The following is a 6,110-nucleotide window of genomic DNA, read 5'->3' on the forward strand; positions in this document are numbered from 1 at the left end:
CCCCCAGCAACGTCGCGACCAAGTCCGCAGACCGCTGCATCCGCACACCCACCAGCGACCCACGACCCACACCACGGCCACTCAAACCACGCGCAACGCCATTCGCCCGCGCGTCCAACTCCGCGAACGTCCACGACACACCACCATCGACCACCGCGACCGCGCCCGGAGTCCGAGACGCCTGCGCCTCGAACAGCTCCACCAGCGAACCGCCCGGCACCGCACACGCCGTCGCGTTCCACCCCTCCACCACCAGCCGACGCTGGTCCACCGACAGCACATCGAGGCCGCTCACCCGCACGTCCGGATCCGCCGCGACCTGCTCCAGCACCCGCACCAAACGCTCCGACAACGCCCGCACCGTCGGCTCGTCGAACAGGTCGGCCGCGTACTGGATCTCTCCGCCGAATCCCGCCGGGACGCCTTCCGCGTTGCGGTACTCGGCGAGGTCGATCGAGAGGTCGAAGCGGGCGGTGACGGTCTCGTCCGGCGGTGGCGGGGACACGCGCAGGCCGGGGAGGTCCCAGTGGTCCTGTTCCCGGGGTGCGCCGAGGAAGCTCAGCATCACCTGGAACAGCGGGTGCCGCGCCAGCGAACGCACCGGGTTCAGGTCCTCCACCAGCCGCTCGAACGGGACGTCCTGATGCGCGAACGCCGCCAGGTCGGTCTCACGCACGCGGCCCAGCAGCTCCGTGAACGACGGGTCGCCGCCGACGTCCGTCCGCAGGACCAGCGTGTTGACGAAGAAGCCGGCGAGGTCTTCGAGGCGGGCGTCGCCGCGTCCGGCGACCGCCGTCCCGATCGGGACGTCCGGTCCGGCGCCCACCTTGGTGAGGAGCAGCGCGACCGCCGCCTGCGCGACCATGAACATCGTGACGCCGTTGCGGCGGGCCAGGTCGACGAGCCGGGCGTGGACGTCCACGCCGACCTCGACGGGCACGGCGCCGCCGCGGAACGATGCCTCCGCCGGCCGGGGCCGGTCGGTGGGGAGGGCGAGGTCCTCCGGCGCCCCCGCGAGCGCGTCGCGCCAGTACCGGAACTGCGAGGCGATGAGGCTTTCCGGGTCGTCCAGGTCGCCGAGCACGTCGCGCTGCCAGAGCGCGTAGTCGGCGTACTGGACGGGCAGCGGCTCCCACGCGGGCGCCTCGTCCCGGACGCGGGCCGTGTACGCCTCCCGCAGGTCGCGGGCCAGCACCGCCATCGAGCCGCCGTCCACGGCGATGTGGTGCGCGGTGATCACGAGAACGGACTCGGTGGGCGTCAGGGCCAGCAGCCGCGTGCGCCAGGGCAGGTCGCGGGTGAGGTCGAAGCCCCGTCCGGTCTCGCGGGCCGCGGCGGGGGCCGCGTCCTCCTCGCCGATGTCCTCGACGACCAGGGGCGGGCGCCCGCCGGGGCCGTCGACGATCCGCTGGTGCGGGACGCCGTCGACGTCGGGGAAGATCGTGCGGAGGCTCTCGTGCCGGTCCGCGACGTCTCCGAAGGCCGCCTCCAGCGCCGCGACGTCGACTCGGCCGGACAGCCGCATCACCAGCGGCACCGTGTACCCGGCGCCCGCACCGGCCTCCTCCAGCCGGTTGAGGAACCACATCCGCTGCTGCGCATACGACAGCGGGACGACCTCGGGACGCTCCCGCGCCGCCAGCGGCGCGCGCACGCCCGCGCCGCGTGCTTCGTCAGCGAGCCGCGCCAGGCCCGCGACGGTCGGCGAGCCGAACAGGTCCCGGATGCTCACCTCGACGCCCAGCACCGACCGGACACGGGCGATCAACCGCATCGCGAGGAGCGAGTCGCCGCCGAGCTCGAAGAACGAGTCCTCCGTCCCGGCCGACGGCACGCCCAGGACGTCCGCGAACACGGCGCACAGGACCTCCTCGGTCGCCGTGGCGGGGCCGCGGCCGGCGGACCCGCCGCCGAAGTCGGGGGCGGGGAGCGCGGCGCGGTCCACCTTGCCGTTCGCCGTCACCGGGATCGCGTCGACCGTCACGAACGCCGCCGGGACCATGTGGTCGGGCAGCTTCGCGGCCGCGAGCTCCCGCAGCGCGGCGCGCTCCGCGTCGCCGACGACGTAGGCGACGAGCCGCCGCACGCCCGCGTCCTCCCTGGCGACGACGACGGCCCGCGCGACCCGGTCGTGGGCGGTCAGGACGGCCTCCACCTCGGCCGGCTCGACCCGGAACCCGCGGATCTTCACCTGCGCGTCGGCGCGGCCCGCGAAGACGAGGTCGCCGCCGGGCGTCCACCGCGCAAGGTCGCCCGTCCGGTACATGCGGCCCCCGCCGAACGGGCACGCCACGAACCGCTCCGCCGTGGGGACGGGACGGCCCGCGTACCCGCGGGCGAGGCTCGCGCCGGCCACGTACAGGTCGCCCGCCACGCCCGGCGCGACCGGACGCAGCCGGTCGTCCAGCACGAACACCCGCGAGTTCCACACCGGGCGCCCGATCGGCACCGCGCCGCCGGTCGTCGGCGCCGACGGCGACAGCGGCGGCGACATCGCCGCGCACACCGTCGTCTCCGTCGGCCCGTACGCGTTCACGAAGCGCCGGCCGCCCGCGAACCGCTCCACCAGTTCGGGCGGGCACGCCTCGCCCGCCACCACCAGGGTCGCGAGGCGCTCCGGCAGCTCCTCCTCCCCCGCCGGCACCGACGGCGGCACCGTCACGTGCGTCACGCCGAGCGCCTCGACCGTGTCGCCGAGGCCGCGGCGCGGCGGCATGCCGTCCGGTCCCGCCAGGACGAGCGTCGCCCCGGACAGCAGCGCCATGCACAGCTCCGAGAACGCCGCGTCGAAACCGAGCGCCGCGAACTGGAGCACCCGCGAGCCCGGCGCCACCGCGAACCGCTCGATCTGCGCACCGGCGAGGCTCCCGACGCCGCGATGCGTGACCACCACGCCCTTCGGGCGGCCCGTCGAACCCGACGTGTAGACGACGTACGCCGGGTGGTCCGGACGCAGCGGCGCCGTCCGGTCGGCGTCCACCGGCGCCGCCGCCGGGCGCGCCGCCGCCGACGCGGCGACGGCCGCGTCGTCCAGCACCAGGCGTGCGGGGCGGTCCACCAGCGGCGCGGTGGCGTGCGTGCAGACCACCAGTGCGGGCGCCGCGTCGTCCAGGATCAGCGCGATCCGCTCCGGCGGGTATCCCGGGTCGATCGGGACCCACGCCGCGCCCGCCTTCGCGACGCCCAGCAGCACCGCCGCCAGGTCCGCCGACCGGTTCAGCAGCACGCCGACCGCGCACTCCGGCCCCACGCCGCGCGCGATCAGCTCGCGCGCCAGCCGGTTCGCCCGCGCGTCCAGCTCGGCGTACGTCCACGCGTCGTCCTCGAACTCCACCGCGACCGCGTCGGGCGTCCGGGCCGCCTGGGCCTCGAACAGCTCCGGCAGCGTCCCGTCCGCGCCGGGACGGGCGGTGTCGTTCCACTCCTCCAGCGCCCGGTGCCGTTCCGCCGCCGACAGCACCTCGATGCGGTCCAGCCGGACGCGCGAGTCCGCCGCGATCTGCTCCAGCACCCGCGCCAGGCGCCGCGCCAGGGCCCGCGCGGTCGGCTCGTCGAACAGGTCGGCCGCGTACTGGAGGCCGCCGCCGATCCCGGCGTGGGCGCCGTCGTCGTCCCATTCCTCGGCGAGCGTGAACGACAGGTCGAACTTCGCCGTCTCGCCGTCGCCGCCGCGCTCGTCGCCGTCCTCCGCGTCTTGCGCCGGGTCGGCGAGGGCCAGCGGGCGGACCTGGAGGCCGGGCAGCTCCGGCGGCGTCTCGGCGCCCCGGACGTTCTGGAAGGTGAGCATGACCTGGAACAGCGGATGCCGCGCCAGCGAGCGCGCCGGGTTCAGGTCCTCGACCAGCCGCTCGAACGGCAGGTCCTGGTGCGCGAACGCCGCCAGGTCGGCGTCGCGGACACGTGCGAGCAGCTCGTCCAGCGTCGGATTCCCGCCCACGTCGGTACGCAGCACCAGCGTGTTGACGAAGAACCCGGCGAGGTCCTCCAGGGCGGCGTCGCGGCGCCCCGCCAGCACCGTGCCGACCGGCACGTCGGTGCCCGCCCCCATCTTCGACAGCAGGACCGCGAGCGCCGCCTGCGCGATCATGAACATCGTGACGCCGTTCCGCCGGGCCGCGTCGGCGAGGCCGGCGTGCGTCGCCGCGTCCACCCGGACGGGCACGGAACCCGCCCGGTACGTGGCCTCCGCCGGGCGCGGGCGGTCCGCCGGAAGCGTCACCTCGGCGGGCGCCCCCGCCAGGGCCCGGCGCCAGTGGTCGAGCTGGGCCGAGATCACGCTCTCCGGGTCGTCGAGCTCGCCGAGCACCTCGCGCTGCCAGAGGGCGTAGTCCGCGTACTGGACGGGCAGCGGCTCCCACGCGGGCGCCTCCCCCCGGGCGCGGGCCGCGTACGCCGCCTCCAGGTCGCGGGTGACGATGCCCATCGACCAGCCGTCCACCGCGATGTGGTGCGCCACCACCACCAGCGCCGACTCCGTCGGCGACACCAGCAGCAGACGGGCCCGCCACGGCAGGTCCCGCGCCAGGTCGAACCCGCCGGCCAGCTCACCGGCCACGGCCGCGCGCAGGCCCGCCTCGTCCACCTCCGACACCGCCAGCGGCGGCCGCCCCGCCGCACCCGAAAGAATCTCCTGGCGCGGTTCGCCGTCGACGTCGGGGAAGATCGTGCGGAGGCTCTCGTGCCGGTCCGCGACGTCCCCGAGCGCCGCTTCGAGCGCGGCGACGTCCAGGTCGCCGGACAGCCGCAACACCAGCGGCACCGTGTACCCGGCGCCCGCACCGGCCTCCTCAAGGCGGTTCAGGAACCACATCCGCTGCTGCGCATACGACAGCGGGACGACCTCCGGACGCTCCCGCGCCACGAGCGCCGGACGCACGCCCGTCCCGCGCGCCTCGTCCGCGAGCCGCGCCAGACCTGCGACGGTCGGTGCCCCGAACAGGTCCCGGATGCTCACCTCGACGCCCAGCACCGACCGGACACGGGCGATCAGCCGCATCGCGAGGAGCGAGTCGCCGCCGAGGTCGAAGAACGCGTCGTCCACCCCGGCCCGGTCCAGGCCGAGGACGTCGGCGAACAGCCCGGACAGGACCTCCTCGGTCGGGGTGGCCGGGGCCCGGTCACCGGCCAGACCCGCGAAGTCGGGGGCGGGAAGGGCGGCCCGGTCGACCTTGCCGTTGCGGGTGACCGGGACGGTGTCGAGGGGGACGAACGCGGCGGGGACCATGTACTCGGGGAGGCGGACGACCGCGAACTCCCGCAGCTCTGTGAGGTCCGGTTCGCCGACGACATAGCCGACGAGCCGCTTGGTGCCGGGGTCGTCCTCGCGGGCGATGACGACGGCCTGATGCACGTCGGGGTGGGAGGTCAGGACGGCTTCGACCTCGGCCGGCTCGATCCGGAATCCCCGGATCTTCACTTGGTCGTCGGCCCGGCCCGCGAATGCCAACCGACCGTCGGACGTCCAGCGGGCGAGGTCGCCCGTGCGGTACATGCGGGCGCCCGTCTCGAAGGGGTTCGCGACGAACCGTTCCGCCGTCAGGGCCGGGCGGGACGCGTACCCGCGCGCCAGGCCGTGCCCGGCGAGGTACAGCTCACCGACCACACCGGGCGGGACCGGGCGTAACGACTCGTCCAGGACGTACGCGCGGGTGTTGGCGAGCGGGCTGCCGATGGGAACGGCGGCCGGAACCCGGTCGGCGGACGTGAAGGCCAGGTGGGTGGCGAACGCCGTCGTCTCGGTCGGCCCGTAGGTCGTCCGGACGGTGAGGTCCGGGTGGGCGTCCAGCAGGGTCCGGACGGCCGTGGAGGAGACGACGTCGCCGCCGGTCGACACCTCGCGGACACCGGCGAAGATTTCCGGGGACTGCTCCGCCAGCACCCGGAACAGACCCGCCGTCGCGTGCACGTTCGTCACACCGTGCTCGGCGATCAAGCGTCCGCGCTCGGCCGGATCGACCTCGCCCGGCGGGACGACGACCAGACGACCGCCCCGCAGAAGCGGCGTCCAAATCTCGTACGTCGACGCATCGAACGCATGGTTCGCCTGCACCAGCACGCTTTCCACGACATCGTCACGCCACGCCTCGTCCAGGCAGAACGCCACCACGTTC

The 6,110-nt window shown here is 75.1% G+C and carries 1 protein-coding gene; it reads right to left on the bottom strand.

Annotation, left to right across the window (positions count from 1 at the left end):
- A partial coding sequence (locus H505_RS46045) for an amino acid adenylation domain-containing protein (RefSeq protein WP_341849580.1) occupies positions 1 to 6,106 on the bottom strand: 6,106 nt, incomplete at its 3' end.
- Positions 6,107 to 6,110 lie beyond the last annotated feature (4 nt).

The organism is Actinomadura rifamycini DSM 43936 (genome assembly GCF_000425065.1).
Lineage (GTDB): Bacteria > Actinomycetota > Actinomycetes > Streptosporangiales > Streptosporangiaceae > Spirillospora > Spirillospora rifamycini.